The organism is Caballeronia sp. Lep1P3 (genome assembly GCF_022879595.1).
Classification (GTDB): domain Bacteria; phylum Pseudomonadota; class Gammaproteobacteria; order Burkholderiales; family Burkholderiaceae; genus Caballeronia.
Genome location: NZ_CP084266.1, coordinates 583,274 through 601,305, shown reverse-complemented (window position 1 = coordinate 601,305; position 18,032 = coordinate 583,274). Strand labels below are relative to the sequence as shown.

The window sequence follows — 18,032 nt, the reverse complement described above, 5'->3', positions numbered from 1 at the left end:
TTCCGTGCGGGCAAACCTCCATCATAGACGGCTTTTTTTACTTCGCCCGACGCTGCGCCGCCTTCAGACTTTTTTTGCGCGCACGCGGATTTTCGTCAGCGCGCGCCGGTGACGACGACGCGCGTCATGGCCGGATCGGCGTCGATTGCTTCGTCGGTGAACGGAAAGCGCTGCCAGCGCTTGGCGGCGAAGAGACGCGTCGCGTCGCCGGAATGCGGCGAGGCGGGATCGTCGGATTCGGACGGCGCGAGCATCGTGTCCGCCTCCACGCCCTGAGCGCCCTGAGCGCCCTCTGCGTTCCCCGCGAACGTGACGACCTGCATGTAACTGTCGCCCTCGCCGCTCGCGTCCATCGGGTAGCCCTTCGCGTCGAGCGGCCGTCCCGCGCAGACGACCGTGAAATAACCCGCCTCGTCGCAGCCGCCGAAAAGCGGCACGCGCGCGCCGTTGCGCGTCGTGTAAAGCAGGTCGCCGCGCCGCGAATCGAGCGCGAAGCCGTTCAATCGCAGCGAAAGCGCCGCGCCGCTCAGCGCCTGCCGCATGTCCTGCACGACGGCTGGATCGGACACCTTCAGGCCGCTCGGCGTCGCCAGCGGGCGCGACGGATCGAACGGTGTCGCAAAAAGACGCTGCGGCGGGATGCGCGCGAGGCGCCGCCACAGCTCGTCCCATAGATTCGCGCCGCGCGCGTCGATCTCGGCGGTGCCGTGCCATTTGCGCAGCACGTCGCAGGCATCGTTGAGCGTGCTCGCCATATCGCCCGGTGTGCAAACCGCGTCGAGGAGCGGCTGGCGGTACAACTCTTCCGACATGGAACGCGATTCCAGCACCGCCGATTCCACCGCCTCGCGCGTGATGCCGCCGCGCTCGCGCTGCAGCCGCGCGGCGAGCAGATGCCCGTAACGCGTGCGCAAGGACTGCTCTTCGCGCGTCGCGCCGAGAATGCGCGGGTAACCCGCGAGCGGCACGTTCGCGTTCGTGAGCCAAAAGCTGTCGTTGAAATTGCCGACGTAATCGCCGCGCAGCAGGCTCGGCAACCGGTCGACGGGCAGCGTGCCCGGCGTCACGCTTCCCGCCGACGTGCGCCAGACGCACGCGCTCTTCGAGCCGTCGAGGAACGGCACGCCCGGCATGCGGCCCGCGACCGCGCGTCCCGTCTGCGTCGTGCAGGCATCGGCGAGCGCGTCGGGCACGCCCGGAATCGGGCCGATGTCCGCGAACCACACGCGCGCGTCGCCACGGCCTATCGCGAAGGTGTTCGCCCACGGAATCGCCGCGTAGCGCTTCTGAATCGCGATGAAATCGTCCAGCGAGCGCGCCTGATTCCACGCGAAGAAGTTCTCGAAGCTGCGCACGTTGTCCGCGTTCACGTCGGCGAGCGCGTAGGCACGCTGCGCGTTCCAGCCGAGCGTGCGGTTCATCGCGGACAAGTCGACGACCGGCCCGAAGCGCGTGCGGTACAGCGTGCGCGACACGGAGTCGAGCGCGCCGTCCGCGCGGCGCACGCGCACGGTGAGCGGCACGGGCGTCATCGGCTGGCTTGCGCCGTCGAACATATAGCGCGTCGGGTCAGCGGGATCGAGTGTTATCTCGTAGATGCCGAAACGCCGCCCGGTGGACACCGTATGCGTCCACGCAATGTTCTCGTTGAAGCCGAGCACGACGAGCGGCACGCCGAGAAACGACACGCCCGCCACGTCGAGCCGGCCGGGAATCGTGAGTTGCGCCTGATAGAAGCGGTCCGGGCCGCGCCAGAACCAGTGCGGATTGCCGAACAGGATGCTGCGCTTGTCGCGCGTGATGGGCGCGCCGAACGCGAGCGCGTTGCTGCCGATGCCCGCGACATCGCCGACGCCGTGCCGGAGGTCATTCGAATCGAGCGATGCGGCGCTCGCCGCCTTCGGTGGATGCGCCGCCGCGATTGCCTGCACGAAGCGCGCCGAACCGCCCGCGAGATTCGCCGCGATCAGCCGGCGATAGATGTCGTCCGGGCCGATGTCGCCGATCCACGGCGCGCCGCGGCATGACGCGTGCGCGCCGGGAGAGCCGCCGGCCTTGAGGTCCGCGACGTAGCGGTTATAGCCGCTCGCGAAACCGTCGATGAGTTCGCGCAAGTCCGGTGGCTGCGCGGCGCGGTAGCGGGCGACGGCGGCATCGTCGTCGACGAGGCGGAAGAAAAAGTCGGCATCGAGATTGCGCGGCTCACCGAAAATCGACGGACTCGACGCGCGCGCGTCCGCGCCGAAATACGCTGAGCGCTCGCCGCGATAGGTGACGAAGCCATCGGCGAGCGTGCAGAGATTGTCCTCCGCCTGCGCGTAGCCGTATCCGAAGCCGAGACTGCCCCAGTCGGCTGCGCGGACGTGCGGAATGCCCGATTGCGTGCGGCGGATTTCCGCGCTGTACGGCGTCTGGTTGCCCGGCGCGTTCGCTTCGGGGCGTGAGGCGCAGCCAGCGAGGATGGCGGCGAAGAGCCCGCCGAGAATCGCGAGCCTGACGGTGTGGTTCATCGAGCAAGTTCCTCAAGTCCGGGCGGGTTTGATGGCTTCTTGATGCCTTGAAGCACCGGCGGCTTCTCGCGCAGTATCGCATCGCGCGTTTTGCGCGCCCCGCCAAAACTTAGTCGCATGCAGGTGGCCGAGCGCGCGTGACGGCCAGACGGTTCGTCCAGTCTCAGGCTACGCTTGTCTCATGACCCATCCCGACGACAGCGCGGACGATCCGCGCCCCACTCCGCCCGAGCGTCCATCGCCGGACGATTGCTGCCGATCCGGCTGCGATCCCTGCGTGTTCGATCTCTATCACGAAGCGCTGGAACGCTACGAGCGCGCATTGCGCGAATGGCAAGCGCGGCATGCGCGCGACCGTGACTAACGCTCGCCGGCTGCCATTCGAGCGCACCCTTCTGCGCGGCGCTATGCTTGTCGGCCCTGTCGCTGAGACCGCGCTTTCGCACAGGCTTCCGGCGGCGGCAGTCCATACAATCTCAAGGAGCGCAAGACCATGTCCATCTCGATGTATCGCGCGTCGATTCCCGTGTTTATCCGCGGGCTGGAAGTCTGTTCGTCACTGCTGGAGAAAGGCGCCGCCTTCGCCGATGAAAAAGGCATCGCTCACGCCGATGTCATCGCCGCGCGCCTTGCGCCCGACATGCTGCCGCTCGCCGCGCAGATTCAGCGCGCAAGCGACACGGCGAAGCTCTCCGCGCAGCGTCTTTCAGACGTGGAAGCGCCGCGTTTCGAGGACAACGAAGACACGTTCGACGCGTTGCAGACGCGGATCGCGAACACGATCGCGTATTTGAAGAGCATTCCAGAAGCGACGCTTGCGGGCAGCGAAACGCGCACCGTCACGCTCAAGTTTCCGGAATTTTCGCCGTCGTTCTCGGGCGCGGATTATCTGTTCGGATTCGGGCTGCCGAACTTCTACTTCCATGTGGCGACGACGCACGACATCCTGCGTCACTTGGGCGCGCCGATCGGCAAGCGCGATTATCTCGGGCCGCTCAAGTGAGAGCGGGATCGGCGCTGACTGTCGCAGCCGCTCACGCGCCCTGCCGCGCCGCGATCTGCCTGCGCCAGCCCGCCAGAATGCGGCGCGCGAGCGCGTCGTAATCGCCGCCGAAGTGGTGATCGCCCGGCAGCTTCACCACTTCGATGCCCGTTTTCGTGAGCGCCGGGCAGAGCGTGTCTTCCTCGTTTTCGCCGTAGATGCACTGAACCATCGCGGGCGGCAGTTTCGCGAGTTCGGGCTTGACGTTGAGCGCCTTTTCGCTCGCCTTCATGCCGAGCCAGCCCGTCACGCGAATCTGGAAATCCGCGTCGGGCGCGAAGCCCATCAGCGAGACATACGACACCTGCGCGCGCACCGCGTCGGGCAGGCGGTTGTAGGCGAACGGCATCACGTCCGCGCCGAACGAGTAGCCGACGAGCGCGACGTGGCTCGTATGCCAGCGCGCGTTATACGTGCGGATCACGCGCGCGATGTCCGATGCCGTCTGCTGCGGCGACTTCTCGCTCCAGAAATAGCGCAGCGAGTCGATGCCGACGACCGATACGCCGTCGCGTTGGAGCGCGAGCGCCATCGTCTTGTCGAGATCGCGCCAGCCGCCGTCGCCGGAAATGACGATGGCGAGCAGATCCGTCGGCTGCGCCGCGCGCAATTCGATGAGCGGCAGATCGGACACATCGCCTTCGAGGGCAGACGCGCTCTTCTTCGGTTGCGATGCCGCCGTCGCCGTGGCCGCCGTTTCCGGCTTCTTCAGATGCGGCGCGGTCATCCCGACGATCGCATCGGCCTTCGTGCGGCCCGCTTCGAGCACGGCGGTGTATTCGAAGAAACCCGGCAGGCCCTTCGCGTGGATGATGGTCGTATCCGGTGCGCACGGATTGAAACGCGCGTCGAGCATCGGGTCCGCGCCGAGCGACACCGCACCCGCGACGGTATTGTCGGGCGCCTGCTTGAGCGAGCTTTCCGCGACGATCGCACCCTGCCCCGTGCCGATCAAAATCGGCGCGAAGTAGTGATCGGACTGCACGGTGCGCTCGAGTTGATGGCTCATGTTCTCCGCGTCGCCAACCAGGTTGTGACATTCCTTCTCGGACTTGTCGGCCTTGAGACGCTTCGCGTACTGCATCGTGTCGACGCCGATCACCATCGCACCTTTGGCGGCGAGCGCGTCGGCGGCCTGCTGATCGGCTGCGTTCCAGCCGCTCTTCTCCGAAAACAGCACGACGAAGCCGGTCATGTCGCCCGAGGGCTTCACGAGCGTGACTTGTCCGTAGCGGCCGCCGGGAATGGTGCTGGCGTGCGCCGCGCCAAAGAAGGAGACGCCGCAGACGGCGGCCGCCGCGAGTTTCTTGCCGAAAGAGATCATGAACGCCAGCCTCCCGCCAGCAGCGAGAGATCCGCCAAAGTGAAAAACACGCCGACCGAACCGGACGCCGCCAGATAACGCGGCTCCCAATGCGGCTGGAACTTGCTCTTGAATCCGCGCAGGCCGCGGAAGTTGTAGAAGCGCCCGCCGAAGCGCCAGATAAGACCGGCGAACCGATGCCAGTGCGACGCAAGCGGCGTCGGCTCCATCCCCGACAGCGGCGCGATGCCGAGCGAGAGCGACCTGAAACCCGCGTCCTTCAGATGCAGCGCGAGTTTCGTGAAGAGGTATTCCATCGCATACGACGACGCACTCGCGACATGGCGCATCACGCCGACGGTCGCTTCGGTGTTGAGATCCGTCGTCATGAAGGTGACAAACGCGACGGGCGCGCCCGCCTGACGCACGAGCAGCACCGACTGCGCCGCCAGATATTCCTCGTTGAAGGCCGCGACCGAGAAGCTCTTCTCCCGCGCGGAGCGGCTATCGAGCCAGTCGTCCGAGATTTCGCGCAGCATCGGCATGCTTTCGGCGATGCGCTCCGGCCCGATCAGTTCCGTGTCGAAACCGTCGCGTTCGCCGCGCTTCAACGCATAGCGCAGATGCGCGCGATGCGAGCCCTTGAGATCGAAGTCCGACAGCGCGACGTGCGCCTCTTCGCCGAGCTTTCTCAGCGTGAGACCGGCGTCGAGATAGAGCGGCAGCGCGTCGGCGCGGACCTGATAGAACGCGGCGCGGCCGTTGTGCGAATGCGCGAGTTCGACGAAGCGGCGAATCAGCCCCGGCCACTCGCTGCGCGGGCCGACCGGATCGTGCAGCGCGGCCCACGTCCGGCCGTGCTTGGCATACATCAGGAACGCCTCGCGCGACTCGGAGAAGAGGAAGCTCTTGTCGCCCATCATCGCGAGGCCGGCGTCGCTGCGCTCCTGCGCGCGGAAGATGCGCGCGGCATCGGCGAGATCCTGCGGCGCGGGCTTCTCGAAGCGGCCCGCAGCGGGACGCAGCAGTTGCCAGACGGCGAACGCACACGCGAACACGCCCGCTGCGAGCGTCGCGCGCAGCGCACGCGGGGCGCGCTCGTCGAACGCGAACTGCCACCAGAGATCCGTGTTGTACGGAACGTCGCGAAACGCGAAGAACATGATCCAAACGGCGACGGCCATCACCATGCCGACCGAAAACAGCCACGTCGCCGTGAAGCGCTCGGCAAAGAGCGACGCGCGGCGGCTGAAGCGATCGCGCGTCAGCACGAGCAGCCCGATGAGAAACGCGAGCACGCCCGCTTCGACGAACGCGAGACCCTTCGCGAGCGACAGCGCGAAGTTCGCCACCGCGAGCACCAGCGCAACCCACCACGCGGCATCGAGCCGGCGCATCAGGCCGCGCGCGACGAAAAGCAGCATCACGCCGAGCACGCTGCCGAGCAGTTGCGAGCTTTCGAGCACCCAAAGCGGGATGACCGTCTGCAACAGCGCGATACGCATCTTGAACGCGGGTGTCGCGCCGGAAATGACGAGCATCGAGCCGGCCGCGAACGCGACGATCGCGAGAAAGAGCGGCGCGAGCTGCGAGACGCGCTGCGGGCTCAGAAACGCGAACCGGCCCTTGAGCGCGCGGCCTTCGAACGCGGCCATCACGGCGGCGGAAAGAATCAGCGGCAGGCCGAAGTAGATCGCGCGATACGCGAGCAGCGCGGCGAGCACGTCGGGCGTCGCGACGTTGCCGCCGAGCGCGAAGACCATCGCCGCTTCGAACACGCCGACGCCGCCCGGCGTGTGGCCGATCATGCCGAGCAGCATCGCCGTCGAGAAGACCGTCATGAATTCGCCGAAGCCGACGTGCGCGCCGGGCAGCATCGCCCAGAGCGCGAGGCCCGCGCCGAATACGTCGACCACCGCGAGCGCCGTCTGCGCGATGAAGTCGCGGCGCGACGGCACGGTGAACGCGAGCCATGTCACGCGTGCGCGCAACGTGCGCTGCTCGCGTCCGCAAAAGAGGAGCATCGCGGCGAACGCGATGAGCAGCGCCGCGCCGATCGCGCGCAGTGCCACCGGCGAAAGATGCAGCATGCCGGCGAGCGTGCCCGCCGAGGCGACCGTGCCGAGCGCGGCCATGAATGCGAGCGACAGCGCGAGCGTCACGCCTGTGAAAATGGACAGGCGGCCGACCTGCGTCGGCGTGACGTCGGCGGCGCCGTAGACGCGGCAGCGCACGGCGCCGCCCGTCAGCGCGCCGAAGCCCGTCACGTTGCCGAGCGCCGAGCCGACCGTCGCGCCGACCCACAGCAGCGAGCGCGGCACGCTCGCGCCGATATGCCGCAGCCCGACGGCATCGCGCCCGACGAGCGCCGCGAAGGAGAGCGCCGTCGCGAAGAGCGCCGCGCCCCACGCGCCGGGCGTGAGCATCCGCAGCGAGCGGACGACCGACTTGTAGTCGACCGCATGCGACAAATGCTGGAACACCACGAGCAGCAGCGCGCCCACGATGACCGTGAGCACGGGCGCGGCGAACCGCTGGAAATCGAAGGAAGCGCCAGACGAACGTCCGGGCAATGGAATGGCGCGAAGCCAGGCGAACAACTTTCTGCGAGACATGCGTTTTCTGAACTTGCTCGCGCTGCCGCTGGCGGTGAGACTGCCGGTTGCAGCGCTAATCGTTGTTATCGGGGGCCGCGCATGATGCACAGTGGGCGCGCGGCTTCGGCTTTCGCTGGCTGCGCTCGCGCCGTAGGAGACTTCTCAGTGCAAGAAACGCCTGTATAACGGCGGCGGTTGACCCGACTTGACTGTTAATCGGCGATAACCTCGGGCGATAACCCTCGGGCGCAATGGCCGCGCGGGCCGGGCGCGATCGCTGCTGTCAGTCAATGGAATCCACGCAACAGCGCGTGCAAGACTAAGCGGATACCTGGACCAAGGGCATCGGAAAGATGAGAAAAATCGTTGCAACCCTGATGGCGGCGTGTTTTACCGTGGCGCTCACCGGCTGCGTCTCGACCGACGACGCACTTCTCAAGACCGTGCCGATCGGCTCGGGCACATCCACGCTCGCGACCTTCGAGTTCATCAAGTGCGTGAAAGCGAAGTGGATGCCGCTCGGCGCGCGCGTGCGGGAATATGGCCTCGGCGCGGATTCGGAAGCGGTGTCGGTGCCGGGACGCGGCGGCGCATCGACGGTACTGACCGTCGCGCAACCGTCCGCGCAGGGCACGGGCTACACGATCTACGGCGACATCGCGGCGGCGAGCCGCTACGTGACGGCCACGCACGCCTGCGACTGAGCGCTTACGACGGCTTGCCGCTGCGCATGTCGACGCCCGCGAGATGCGTGCCGACGACGCGCCCGATCAAATAGCCGTCCGAGGCGCACGCGTTCGCGCGCTCCTTGCCGTTCCACTCGATCTTGTATTGGTCGTCCTGCGAGTGGATCGCGGAGGGATCGAACTTGGCGAGCTTCGTTTTGGCGGGCTTGCCGCCGCTCGCCCGCGCCTCTTCGCCGACGAGCCGGTTCCACGTCAGCGCATAGCCGTAGCGCACGCCATCGGCGAAAGCGGTGTTGTCGCAGACTTGCGCGGGCGGCGTAGTCGTCACGGTGACGCGAAATCCGCTCGCCCCGCCGACAACGATGCGCTGCTCCGTCGGCCCCGGTGCGGGCGCGGCGGCCTTCGCTGCGGCTGCGGCAGACGCGGCCTGCGCCGCCGATGCAGCGGACGCGGCGGCGGCGGCATCGGCCGCGCTTTGTTGCTGGGGAAGCGGCGCGCATGCCGCGAGTACGAACGCCGTTGCGGACGCGATCAACGTCCCGGCGCCTTTCATTCTGATTAACATCGACCTGCTGTTCACCTGCGCGTTTCCCGTCTCGAAATAAACGGGCTCTACCTTACCATCTCGGCGGAAATCGTCAGAATTTTGAGAATTTCGTGAGAAACGAGGAAAGTGTCGAACGGCCGCTTAGGACGCCGACGACGCATTCCCCATCGGCATCTCGATTCCTCGCCGCGCCATTTCGACGATCAGAAACGTCCGGCGCGTGACGTGAAAGCGCGCAAGCAGATCGCTCGAATATTCCTTGGCGGTGTTTTCGCTGATGTTCATCTTGCGCGCGATGGCCTTGTTCGACAGCCCTTGCAGCAGATAGCGCAGCGTCTCGGTGAGACGCGGCGGCAAATCGAGCGACTCGACGGTGACGCCCGCGTGCGTCGAAACCGGCTTCGGACTGTGGCCGCCCTTGCCGAGCACGGTGTTGGGCAGATAGACGCGCCCGTTGAGAATGGTCTTCAGCGCTTCGCGGAACACGCTCGCGCCCTGCTCGCTGCCCTTCGAGATGAAACCGCACGCGCCATTTCTGATGCATTCGAGCACGGTGTCCGCGGTCGTCCTGCGCGGACAGCATGATGGTCTGCACCTCGCGCTCTTCCTCGCGTATCCAGTTGAGCAGGTCCATGCCGGTGGCCTGTCCGCGCAGGTGATAGTCGAGGAACATCAGATCGTATGATCCGGCGGCGAGCTTCGCTTTCGCCTGTTCGACGCCGTCGGCTTCGTCGATCTCGAGCAACGGCTCGTTCGCGAGGATCAGGCTTTTCATCGCGCTCCGCGTGAGCCCTTCGTCCTCTACCAGCAATACTGTTTTGAAGTAGCCGTTTTCCATTGCAAGCCCCCGAGAACGCCTTCGATGTTACGCGCGGCGCGCATGCCATCCATCCCTCCATTGGCAGGGATAGGTTCAGCGGTCCCCGAAAATTCCCCCGCGTCCCCACGCGCGCCGGGTTCAGGACACGGCACGAAGCGCCGACACTGGCCGCATTCGAATCGACACGCGATCCGCTCACGACGAGGAGGACGACATGGCGAGCCGTCTCACGGACAACGAGCGCGAGTTCGCGCTGTGGCGCATCAAGCGGGCGCGCGCGGGCGATTGCGCGCGCCGCGTGTTGATCGCGCACAAGGACAAGTCCATCGGCGATACGCTCGCCATGCAGCTTCGTCTGAAGGGCTTGCAGGTCATCCATTCGCAGGACCTGAAGTCGGTGCGCGCGCTCGTGCTTGCGTGGCAGCCGCAGGCGCTCGTCCTCGATACGTGTCTCGACAGCGAATCGGGTTATGTCTTTCTGCGCACGCTGCGCATGGATGCGGACGCGACGGGCCGCCTGCTCGTCGCGATGAGCAACGTATGGCCCGCCGATCCGGTGCAGACGCTCAAGGATGCCGGCTTCGACGCGCACTGCAGGCGTCCCTGCTCGACGTGGCGCATCGTCGATCTGATCGATGCGTTCTTCTTCGCGCCCGTCGCCCGCTGATACGCCGGGCGCGTCACGCGCCTCAGACGCCGGCCGTCACCGTCATCGCGAGCGACGCCGCGATTTCGCCACCCGCCGGCACGACGACGACGCCCGTTCCCCGGATGCCTTGCGCATCGAGATTGAAGCCGTCGCTCACATGCGAGACCGGCTCGACGCAGAGATACGCGCCACCCGCGGGGCAATGCACGATCGCATGGCCGAGCGCGGCATCGGCGGTCAGCGCGAGCGTGCGGCCGTTCGCGTAGGAAAGCGTCGCACGCCCGACCCAGCCGCTCAGATAACGCGTATAGCCGCCCGATTCCTTGACATGGCGGCGCGGCGGCGCATCGTCGGACGGTCCGAGCGCGATTTCCGCTTCGTGCCGCCAGAGCGTGGACGCGTCGAGTTCGGCGCGCTCCGCCGCGAAGTACGGATGAAAGCCGAAGCCCGCGGGCATCGGCTGCGACGACCGGTTGACGACGCGCATCGACATGTGCGCGCCTTCGGCGGTCGCGCGAATCGTCTGGATGGCGTCGAACGCCCACGGCCAGCCATGCTCGCTCGCGCGATGGACATAGCGCATCTCGATGCAATCCGCGTCGTGACGCTCGACGCTCCACGGCGCGTACTGGCCGAAGCCGTGCAGCGCGTGCGCCATGCCGGGAAACGTCGCCAGTTCGATGCGCGCGCCGTCGGGCGCGGGAAACCGCGCGTCGCGCACGCGGTTGGAGAACGGCACCAGCGGATAGCTGCCGCCCTTCGGCCACGCATCGCACGGCCAGTTCGAGGCCGTGATCGGCACGAGCCAGTCATGCACGCCACGATCGTCTCGCGTCGAGAAGCGCGTGATGCGCCCGCCAGCCGCCGGCGCGAGTTCCAGCACATGCGCGCCGCTCGCGATGCGCAACAGCGGCTCGGCCTTCAGATCGATCACCGCGCGCATCACTGACGCTGCTCCTTCACGCGCGAAACGAGCTGCGTCGGACTCACGAACTGCAGCGCGATCAGCACCCAGACGAGCGTGATGGCCATGTAGATCATCGCCATGGCGTCGATCGATTGCGGCGCGCGCACGCCCGTCGAAAACACGGCGTAGTACAGCGCGACGACGAGCGTCTGCGTGGTCGGCCCGGCGGTGAAGAACGTCAGCTCGAACATGCCGATGGTCCGCACCAGCACGAGCAGCCCCGCCGCGAGCATGCCCGGCACGAGCAGCGGCAGCAGCACGTAGCGGAAATAGCGCGCCGTGTTCGCCCCGAAAATCCGCGCGGCGGATTCGAGATTCGGATCGATCTGCTCGATGAACGGCGTCATCACCAGAATCACGAACGGCAGCGCCGGCACGAGGTTCGCGAGGATCACGCCGGTCAGCGTGCCGGCCAGATGGAACTTGTACATGACGGTGGCCATCGGGATGCCGTAGGTCACGGGCGGCACCATCAAGGGCAGCAGAAAGACGAGCATCGCGAAACGCTTGCCCGGAAACTGCACGCGCGCGAGCGCATACGCGGCCGGCACGCCGAGCAGAATGGACAGCAGCACCACCGCGCCCACCACTTCGAGCGTGACGAGCAGCACGCTCGACAACTGGAAGTCGCTCCACGCCTGCGCGTACCAGTGCAGCGTGAAGCCTTGCGGCAACAGCGTGCCGAACCAGCGCGTCGCGACGGAGTTGACCGCGACCGTCGCGATGAGCAGCAGCACGTTGACGAGGAAAAAGCCCATCGTGATCCAGACGAACGTCTTCCACAGCCTGTCGCGCAGGCTCGCTTGCTGTTTCATTTTCTTGCCGGAGCGTTGAGTCGGCGCTTCTGCCTGCCAGCTCGACGCGGCTCGGTTGTCGGTAGTCATCAGCCTTTGCCTCCCGTCACCGGGCCGGTGTAGAAGAAGCGGCGCGCGCCCAGCATGCCGCCCACGACCAGCAGTTGCACGAAGCCCATCACGATGGCGATCGTCGAGGCGAGCGAGTAATCGTAGCTCTCGAACGCGGCCTCCGATGCGGCGATCGAAATGACGCGCGTGGGGCCGGCCGGCGCGCCGAGCAGCACCGCCGACGGAAACACCGAGAACGCCTGCACGAACGAAAGGCACGCGGTCATCGTGAGGCCGGGCAGAAGCAGCGGCAGATAGATCTGGCGGAACTGCTGCCACGGACTCGCGCCGAGCGTCGCGGCGGCGCGGGCGAGCGTCGGATCGATGCCCGTCACATACGAGAGCGTGAGCAGGAACGCGAACGGAAAGCCCGACACGATCAGCGAGATCAGCACGCCCCAGTAGTTATGCGTGAGCCGCACTTCGTCGCCGTACAGATGCAGCGCCTGAATCGCCTGCGGAAACCAGCCGTTCGGACTGAAGTACGTGAGCATGCCGTCGGCGATCAGCACGGTGCCGAGCGTCACCGGAATGACGAGCAGCGTCGTCGCGAACTTCTGATACGGCGACGAGCGCCGGAGCGCGAACGCGACCGGCACCGACACGCCGACGTTGATGATCGTCGCGGGCACGGCGAGCTTCAGCGTGACGATGATCGTCGGCCACATCGACGTGTCGGTGAAGAACGTTACGTAGTTCGCCCATGCGCCGCCGCCGTTCATCGGATTGAACGAGAGCATGAGCCCGTAGGCAAACGGATAAATGAAGAGCGCGATGATGAAAACGAGCGCCGGCGCGACGAGCCAGCCCTTCGCGTCGCGCTGCGCGGGAAGCGCGATCATTTCTCTTCTCCGCGTTCTTGTCCATAGACGAGCGCCTTCGACGGCGCGACGCGCAACGCGATGCGCTCGCCTTCCGTGCATTCGCCCAGGATGCGCGCCCACAGCTTGCCGAACGCGGTGTCCACGCGAATCAGCGAATCGCGGCCGCCGTATTCGACGGTTTCGACGCGCGCATCGAATGCATTCTGATCGCCCGGCGAGGCGCGCTCCAGGTCTTCCGGACGCAGCGCGACACTGACGCTCTTGCTGTCGAAGCCTTCCATCGGCGTGCCGAGAAGACGCACGCCGTTCGCACTCACGGCCACCGTTTCGCCCTGCGTGCCTTCGAGCGTGAACGGCGCGACGTTGCGAAAGCCCATGAAACGCGCGACGTGCAGGTTCTTCGGCCGCGAATAGACTTCCCTCGGCGACGCGACTTGCTGCACGACGCCCTCCTTCATCACGACGATGCGGTCGGCCATCGAGAGCGCCTCGTCCTGATCGTGCGTCACGTAGATGGTCGCGCGCTCCAGCTTGCCGTGGATGCGGCGGATTTCGGCGCGCATTTCGATGCGCAGCTTCGTGTCGAGATTGGATAGCGGTTCGTCCATCAACACGAGCGGCGGCTCGATGACGATCGCGCGCGCAATCGCCACGCGCTGCTGCTGGCCGCCGGAAAGCTGGCCGGGCAGCTTCGCGTCGTGTCCGATCAACTGCACCAGATTCAGCGCGGCCTTCGCGCGCTTCGTCGCTTCCGCCTTCGACACGCCGCGCATCTTGAGTCCGAAGCCGACGTTGTCCAGCACGGACATGTGCGGAAACAGCGCGTAGTTCTGAAACACCATGCCGAAGCCGCGTTTTTCGGGCGGCAGGATGTCGATGCGTTTGTCGTCGAGCCAGATGCCGCCGCCCGTCAACGGCTGCAAGCCGGCGATGCAGTTGAGCGCGGTCGACTTGCCGCAGCCCGACGGCCCGAGCAGCGCGATGAACTCGCCGCGCTGGATGTTGAGATCGAGGCCCTTCAGCGCGGCGAGCTGATGCCCTTCCGCGTTGGTGAAGCTGCGCGAGACCGAGTCGAGGCGCAACTGCTCAAAAGTGTGCTTCATGACGATTCCCTGTTGCGCGAGCGGCGGCGTTCCGCGAGGAACGCCGCCGCCAATTGCCAAACCCGAGCGATGTACCGACTTCGCTTACTTCGTCTTCGCCGCGCCGATTTCGCGGTCCCATTTCTGGAACGCGGCGACCATCGCCTGCGCATTGAGCGGCACGACGTGCGGCCGGTCGGCCAGCAGCTTCGCGTATTCGGGGCGACCGAACTTCTGGATCACTTCCTGGCTCTTGGCGGGCGCGGCGGACAGCGGCACGTCCTTGACCGCGGGGCCCGGATAGAAGTAACCGTCGTCATAGGTCATGGCCTGCTGCGCCGGCTCGAGCATGAAGTTCATCAGCTTGTAGAGCACGTCGAGCTTTTCCTTCGGCACGCCCTTCGGGATCACCATGTAGTGCGCGTCGTTCACCCACGTCATGTTGTCGAACGCCTGAACCTTGAAGTCCGCCGGCACGATGCCGAGGGCGCGCGGATTGATGTCCCAGCCCGTCACGGTGACGGTCATGTCACGCGTGCCTTCGCCCAGTTCCTTCATGACCGCCGAGGTGCCACCCGGATAGTAAGGAATGCAGTCGTTCAACTGCTTGAGGAACGCCCAGGTCTTGTCCCAGCCGTTGACCGGGTCCATCGGATTCTTGTCGCCGAGGACGTAAGGCAGGCCCATCAGGAACGTGCGGCCGGGGCCGGAGTTGGCCGGGCGCGCGTAAATCAGCTTGTTCGGATGCGCCTTGCACCACGCGAGGAGCTGATCCGGCGTCTTCGGCGGATCGCCGACTTTCGCCGGGTTGTATTCGAGCAGCGGGCCGGCGGGCATGTACGTCACTTCGAGGCCGTAGCCCTGCGCGATGTCCTGCATCTTGCGCGGACCGGGCGCGTATTTGTCGAGCACGCCGGGGAACACGGCGGCGTGATCCGGCAGCAGCTTCTCCCACAGACCTTGCTGGATGCCGGCAGCGAGCGCATCGGTGCCCGTCACGACGAGGTCGATGTCCGAGCGGCCCGCCGCCTGCATCGCCTTGATCTTGCCGGGCAACTGCGGCGCCGGCGCGTTCGTGAACGTGATGCTGGAAACCAGGTCCGGGTACTTGGCCTTGAACGCCTCGAAACCCTTTTGCGTCAACTGGAGATTGCCCGCGACGTCGACGATGTTGATCGACACCGGGTCCGCCGCCTGAGCGCTCGTCGCGAACGCCGCGCTCACGGCGACGCACAGCGCCGCCAGTTTCACTGACAGTCCTGCCTTGAAAGCCATTTTGTCTCCTCACTTCTCGCAACCACTATTGGGACGAGGTCCGGTCGCTTGTCGATTCGTCTCGCTATGTCGATCGCCGGCCTGTTCTTGCTTCGTGCTTCGTTTTGGTTTGCTCGGTGCGCGGTGTTTTCGTCTTTCGGTCTGCGTCCCTCGCGTCCGTTATTAGCTCACGAAGCTGAAAAATATCCAAGCCAATCATCGTATGTCAAGCAAATCGGAAGGTGCTCCGCCTGTTACCTAAACAGGCGGAACAGCCCTTTTCCGCTGCACGATATGGGCTTGCGCCCGATGCTCGGGATATACCCGAAGCGCTTGTTACCCGACTTGTTTTACTTCTTTTAACCCGGGTTTCCTCGGCGAAGCGCGTCTTTCTCAGGCGAGCGAGCGGTCGAATTCCAGAAGCGCGCGCGCCTCTTTCTCGACGGCGGGCAGCGCGTCGGCGGGCGTTCCGGAGAGAAGCGGCAGAATCGGGCCCATGTCGGCGATGCCGGACAGCGTGACGGCGTCGTGCAGCACGCGAATCAGCGAGATCTCGTCGCGCAGTGTTTCCAGCGGAAGGAAGCGGTCGTAGAGGCGCTGCGCCTCGTCGATGTTGCCCGACTTCGCGGCGCGCAGCAGCGCCATGACCGCCTTCGACGCGATGCAGCCCGAGCCGGTCGTCCACGCCGCCAGCCCGAAGTCGCGCGTGTGGACCAGCGCGGGGCGCTCGCCCATGCCCGACACGACTTGCGCCGCCGGAACGCTCTCCAGCAGCCGACGCAGATACGGGTCGTCGGCGGGATCGGCGCGCGGAATCGCGTATTTGACGGCGAACAGCGTCCCATCGCCGACGAGCGCGGCGAGCGTGTCCACGTCGACGTAGTTTTCGCTCTTGATGTAGAGCGTGAACGGCATCCCGGCGATGTCGACAAGCCGTCTAAGACCAGTGGCGACGCCTTGCGGCGTCGTGAAGCCGGCGAGCGGCAGGACCATCGCGGTGCGGTAGTTCGTCTGCGCAAGAATGCGAGCCTGATCGAACATCTTGCCGTAGTCGGGCCCGATCGCCGGGATCACGCGCGTCTGCGGCGCGGCGCTTCCGGCCAACATGTCAAGCAACTCGCGATATTCGCTGACCGCGACGTGATACAGGTTCGCGTTGCCGCCGTACAGGACGGTGCGGACGCCGCCCGCCTCGATATGGCCGATCAGCGTGCGGTTCTGATCGGCGTCGAGCGTGAAATCGGCGCGTCGCGCGAGCGGCGGCACCGCCATGACACTTCCCGACAATTCGTTGATGGATAGGGGTTCGACCTTCATGACGCCTCGCCTGGCTGACTGGATGTATGGCGAAAGTAGCAAGGCGCGCCGATGTTGTCAAACAACTTGGCACCACAAGATGCCTGTCGCCGCTTACGGTCCGAAGTCGTATGACAACTAGTTGCCGAACATCCGGTCGAGCGCGCTTTCGAGGTGCGTCTTCATCGCATGCGCTGCGCGGGCTGCATCGCGGTCGCGGATGGCTTCGAGTACGTCGAGATGTTCGCGCTGGACGAGGCGTTGACGCTCGAGCGTCTTCACGAGCGAGAGATTGCGCGACAGGTTCATGCTGAACACGACCTGCTCTTCGATGAACGACATCACGGTGATGAAGAACTGGTTCTTCGACGCGCGCGCCACCGCGAGATGGAACGCGAAGTCGTCTTTGGCACCGATGCCCTGCTGCGCTTCGACGACGCGCTCCAACTGGTCCCAGGCGTCCTGAATGGCGCGCAAGTCGTCGGCATCGGCCTTCTGTGCCGCAAGCGCGGCCGCGCCCGCCTCGGTGACGATGCGAAATTCATAGCAGCGCCGGATGTCGGACAGCGTTTCGAGCGGCGCGAAGCGGCGCACATCCGGATCGGGCCGGCGTCCGACCGTGGTTCCCGAACCGCGCCGCGTAACGATGATGCCGTCGGCGCGCAGACGAGCGAGCGCTTCGCGCACGGTCGGGCGCGAAGTGGCGAAGCGATCCGCGAGCGCATGCTCCGTCATGAGCCGGTCGCCCTCCTTGAAGTCGCCCTCCATGATGCTGTTGAGGATCTCGCTGTAGATGCGGTCGGCGAGACCGGGCGTTTTACGCTCGTTCATGTGCGCTGCGCGTGCTTGTCAGGGTGGAGACCGATTGTAAGGCAGATTCTGGGGCGAACGCCGCCGGTGCTGGCCCCGACACGCGGACGGTGGTCATGTCGGCGACGCGCCGTTAACCCCTGATGCCCCGCTCCGACCGTAAAGTCGACGTTTGCTGAACTGCTCGGCGCGCCCACGGATACCGTGCTCGAACGATCGGCGATGAAACCCGAACCGATCGCGACGGATTCGGCGCCTGTCGCGGACGAGTCAAGCGTCGCGTTGGCGTGGAAATATCTGATTCCGCCGCCCGTCTCGATGTTGCTCAGCGTCGAGTTGATGTTCGTGATGTCGGCCGTGTTCCGCACGACGCGACCGTCGAGGTTCGAGAGCGCGTCGCCGACGGACGGGTACTGGGAACCGTCCTGGAAGCGATACGTCGGTCCGGCGGTCGTTCCATGCCGCCTCCCAACGCAGCCGCCGCGCTGCTTGCTGCGGCGTCAGATCGCGCACCGTTTACTGCGTGGGGACTATTGGGATCGACGGCTCCGGGCGCGACATTCGTGAGCGTGACGGCCGGCGCATTCTTGCCGCCGAGCGTGATGCGGCTCGGGCTCGCGTCGTCGTACTCGACTGTGCTTTCGCGCGCGCGGACAGTGAGTCGATTCCCGTTGACCTGGAGACCGCGCCGCACGTTTCGTGCACCGTTCGTGATCCGTAGTATCAACTGCTTGCCCGCA

The 18,032-nt window shown here is 65.9% G+C and carries 16 protein-coding genes and 1 pseudogene; 4 read left to right on the top strand and 13 right to left on the bottom strand.

Translation table 11 applies throughout. From position 1 onward, the window contains the following. Positions 1–95: 95 nt before the first annotated feature. Positions 96–2,510, bottom strand: a complete 2,415-nt coding sequence (locus LDZ27_RS17275; RefSeq protein ID WP_244817196.1) for a penicillin acylase family protein — start codon at positions 2,508–2,510, stop codon at positions 96–98. Positions 2,511–2,691: 181 nt separating this feature from the next. On the opposite strand from LDZ27_RS17275, the gene LDZ27_RS17270 reads away from it, so the two are divergent. Together LDZ27_RS17270 and LDZ27_RS17265 are read left to right on the top strand one after the other, a co-directional pair. Then, positions 2,692–2,874, top strand: a complete 183-nt coding sequence (locus LDZ27_RS17270; protein ID WP_244817195.1) for an oxidoreductase-like domain-containing protein — start codon at positions 2,692–2,694, stop codon at positions 2,872–2,874. A 129-nt stretch (positions 2,875–3,003) separates the two neighbouring features. Beyond that, complete coding sequence (locus tag LDZ27_RS17265; RefSeq protein ID WP_244817194.1) at positions 3,004–3,513, top strand: DUF1993 family protein; 510 nt, start codon at positions 3,004–3,006, stop codon at positions 3,511–3,513. Positions 3,514–3,544: 31 nt separating this feature from the next. Here LDZ27_RS17265 and LDZ27_RS17260 read toward each other — a convergent pair whose 3' ends face one another. Together LDZ27_RS17260 and mprF are read right to left on the bottom strand one after the other, a co-directional pair. Next, entirely contained in the window at positions 3,545–4,876 is a 1,332-nt protein-coding gene (locus LDZ27_RS17260) for a virulence factor family protein (protein WP_244817193.1), read from the bottom strand. Next, entirely contained in the window at positions 4,873–7,470 is a 2,598-nt protein-coding gene (gene mprF / locus LDZ27_RS17255) for a bifunctional lysylphosphatidylglycerol flippase/synthetase MprF (protein WP_244817192.1), read from the bottom strand. Before mprF ends, LDZ27_RS17260 begins: the two co-directional genes overlap by 4 nt. Positions 7,471–7,805: 335 nt before the next feature. On the opposite strand from mprF, the gene LDZ27_RS17250 reads away from it, so the two are divergent. After that, positions 7,806–8,156, top strand: coding sequence for a hypothetical protein (locus LDZ27_RS17250; protein WP_244817191.1), 351 nt, complete (start codon positions 7,806–7,808; stop codon positions 8,154–8,156). A 4-nt stretch (positions 8,157–8,160) separates the two neighbouring features. On the opposite strand, the gene LDZ27_RS17245 is transcribed toward LDZ27_RS17250, so the two are convergent. The 3 genes and pseudogenes from LDZ27_RS17245 to LDZ27_RS17235 form a co-directional block, all read right to left on the bottom strand. After that, positions 8,161–8,673 (bottom strand): hypothetical protein, encoded by a 513-nt coding sequence (locus LDZ27_RS17245; RefSeq protein ID WP_244817190.1) that lies wholly within the window; start codon positions 8,671–8,673, stop codon positions 8,161–8,163. A gap of 153 nt (positions 8,674–8,826) precedes the next feature. Continuing rightward, positions 8,827–9,237, bottom strand: coding sequence for a response regulator transcription factor (locus LDZ27_RS17240; RefSeq protein WP_244817189.1), 411 nt, complete (start codon positions 9,235–9,237; stop codon positions 8,827–8,829). Positions 9,238–9,289: 52 nt separating this feature from the next. After that, positions 9,290–9,460: pseudogene (locus LDZ27_RS17235) on the bottom strand (DNA-binding response regulator); the annotation flags it as partial. 259 nt (positions 9,461–9,719) lie between these two features. On the opposite strand from LDZ27_RS17235, the gene LDZ27_RS17230 reads away from it, so the two are divergent. Beyond that, positions 9,720–10,172 (top strand): histidine kinase, encoded by a 453-nt coding sequence (locus LDZ27_RS17230; protein ID WP_244817188.1) that lies wholly within the window; start codon positions 9,720–9,722, stop codon positions 10,170–10,172. A gap of 22 nt (positions 10,173–10,194) precedes the next feature. Here LDZ27_RS17230 and LDZ27_RS17225 read toward each other — a convergent pair whose 3' ends face one another. The 7 genes from LDZ27_RS17225 to LDZ27_RS17195 form a co-directional block, all read right to left on the bottom strand. Next, positions 10,195–11,097, bottom strand: coding sequence for an aldose epimerase (locus LDZ27_RS17225; RefSeq protein WP_244817310.1), 903 nt, complete (start codon positions 11,095–11,097; stop codon positions 10,195–10,197). Further along, a complete protein-coding gene (locus LDZ27_RS17220; RefSeq protein WP_370653457.1) occupies positions 11,097–11,936 on the bottom strand; it encodes an ABC transporter permease in 840 nt (279 codons plus the stop codon). Before LDZ27_RS17220 ends, LDZ27_RS17225 begins: the two co-directional genes overlap by 1 nt. A gap of 68 nt (positions 11,937–12,004) precedes the next feature. Continuing rightward, entirely contained in the window at positions 12,005–12,868 is an 864-nt protein-coding gene (locus tag LDZ27_RS17215) for an ABC transporter permease (RefSeq protein WP_244817186.1), read from the bottom strand. Then, positions 12,865–13,953 (bottom strand): ABC transporter ATP-binding protein, encoded by a 1,089-nt coding sequence (locus LDZ27_RS17210; RefSeq protein WP_244817185.1) that lies wholly within the window; start codon positions 13,951–13,953, stop codon positions 12,865–12,867. Before LDZ27_RS17210 ends, LDZ27_RS17215 begins: the two co-directional genes overlap by 4 nt. An 84-nt stretch (positions 13,954–14,037) precedes the next feature. After that, positions 14,038–15,207, bottom strand: a complete 1,170-nt coding sequence (locus LDZ27_RS17205) for an ABC transporter substrate-binding protein (protein ID WP_244817184.1) — start codon at positions 15,205–15,207, stop codon at positions 14,038–14,040. Between the two features lie 372 nt (positions 15,208–15,579). Next, a complete protein-coding gene (locus LDZ27_RS17200; RefSeq protein ID WP_244817183.1) occupies positions 15,580–16,503 on the bottom strand; it encodes a dihydrodipicolinate synthase family protein in 924 nt (307 codons plus the stop codon). Between the two features lie 117 nt (positions 16,504–16,620). Then, positions 16,621–17,313, bottom strand: a complete 693-nt coding sequence (locus tag LDZ27_RS17195; protein ID WP_244817182.1) for a FadR/GntR family transcriptional regulator — start codon at positions 17,311–17,313, stop codon at positions 16,621–16,623. Positions 17,314–18,032 lie beyond the last annotated feature (719 nt).

What these genes read in the sequence shown, in the direction of transcription:
- LDZ27_RS17210 (WP_244817185.1), bottom strand. Translation starts at nt 13,953, where the DNA reads ATGAAGCACACTTTTGAGCAGTTGCGCCTCGACTCGGTCTCGCGCAGC.
- mprF (WP_244817192.1), bottom strand. Translation starts at nt 7,470, where the DNA reads ATGTCTCGCAGAAAGTTGTTCGCCTGGCTTCGCGCCATTCCATTGCCC.
- LDZ27_RS17260 (WP_244817193.1), bottom strand. Translation starts at nt 4,876, where the DNA reads ATGATCTCTTTCGGCAAGAAACTCGCGGCGGCCGCCGTCTGCGGCGTC.
- LDZ27_RS17270 (WP_244817195.1), top strand. Translation starts at nt 2,692, where the DNA reads ATGACCCATCCCGACGACAGCGCGGACGATCCGCGCCCCACTCCGCCC.
- LDZ27_RS17230 (WP_244817188.1), top strand. Translation starts at nt 9,720, where the DNA reads ATGGCGAGCCGTCTCACGGACAACGAGCGCGAGTTCGCGCTGTGGCGC.
- LDZ27_RS17195 (WP_244817182.1), bottom strand. Translation starts at nt 17,313, where the DNA reads ATGAACGAGCGTAAAACGCCCGGTCTCGCCGACCGCATCTACAGCGAG.
- LDZ27_RS17200 (WP_244817183.1), bottom strand. Translation starts at nt 16,503, where the DNA reads ATGAAGGTCGAACCCCTATCCATCAACGAATTGTCGGGAAGTGTCATG.
- LDZ27_RS17220 (WP_370653457.1), bottom strand. Translation starts at nt 11,936, where the DNA reads ATGAAACAGCAAGCGAGCCTGCGCGACAGGCTGTGGAAGACGTTCGTC.
- LDZ27_RS17275 (WP_244817196.1), bottom strand. Translation starts at nt 2,510, where the DNA reads ATGAACCACACCGTCAGGCTCGCGATTCTCGGCGGGCTCTTCGCCGCC.
- LDZ27_RS17225 (WP_244817310.1), bottom strand. Translation starts at nt 11,097, where the DNA reads ATGCGCGCGGTGATCGATCTGAAGGCCGAGCCGCTGTTGCGCATCGCG.
- LDZ27_RS17265 (WP_244817194.1), top strand. Translation starts at nt 3,004, where the DNA reads ATGTCCATCTCGATGTATCGCGCGTCGATTCCCGTGTTTATCCGCGGG.
- LDZ27_RS17250 (WP_244817191.1), top strand. Translation starts at nt 7,806, where the DNA reads ATGAGAAAAATCGTTGCAACCCTGATGGCGGCGTGTTTTACCGTGGCG.
- LDZ27_RS17205 (WP_244817184.1), bottom strand. Translation starts at nt 15,207, where the DNA reads ATGGCTTTCAAGGCAGGACTGTCAGTGAAACTGGCGGCGCTGTGCGTC.
- LDZ27_RS17215 (WP_244817186.1), bottom strand. Translation starts at nt 12,868, where the DNA reads ATGATCGCGCTTCCCGCGCAGCGCGACGCGAAGGGCTGGCTCGTCGCG.